This is a genomic window from Staphylococcus sp. EG-SA-2, from assembly GCF_017152085.1.
Map to the genome: position 1 here is coordinate 1 of NZ_JACYHC010001167.1, position 665 is coordinate 665.

The 665-nt window shown below is 28.4% G+C and carries 1 protein-coding gene; it reads left to right on the forward strand.

Features of this window, described 5'->3' with window-relative positions; all coding sequences use genetic code 11:
- Positions 1-251: 251 nt before the first annotated feature.
- Positions 252-665: hypothetical protein (locus IDG60_RS28050; protein WP_206161074.1), on the forward strand; the 414-nt coding region annotated here is incomplete at its 3' end.

Genomic DNA, 665 nt, shown 5'->3' on the forward strand with positions numbered 1-665 from the left:
GCTAAATGCGTAATGAATTGTTAAAGTAAAATAATTAAATTTATAGAAAACATAAAATTCACAAAAATTAAATAATAATGAACAAAAATTAGGGTATAATAAAAAGAACCTTAGATTGTAGTTATGGGTATTGTGATAATTCAAATCATATTAATGTTGACGTCTTTGGTAACAAGCCATGAAATGATACACATGGTAGATATGTATTTCAAGCTTATTCAATGAATATCGAATTATAGGAGGAGATATGTATGAAAAGATTAGTTACAGGGTTACTAGCATTATCATTATTTTTAGCTGCATGTGGTCAAGATAGTGACCAACAAAAAGACAGTAATAAAGAAAAAGATGATAAAGCGAAAACTGAACAACAAGATAAAAAAACAAATGATTCATCTAAAGATAAGAAAGACAATAAAGATGATAGTAAAGACGTAAACAAAGATAATAAAGATAATAGTGCAAACGATAACCAGCAACAATCTAATTCAAATGCAACAAACAATGACCAAAACCAAACAAATAATAACCAATCAAGTAATAATCAAAAATCAAGTTACGTTGCACCATATTATGGACAAAATGCCGCGCCGGTTGCACGTCAAATTTATCCGTTTAATGGAAATAAAACTCAAGCTTTACAGCAATTGCCAAATTTCCAAACA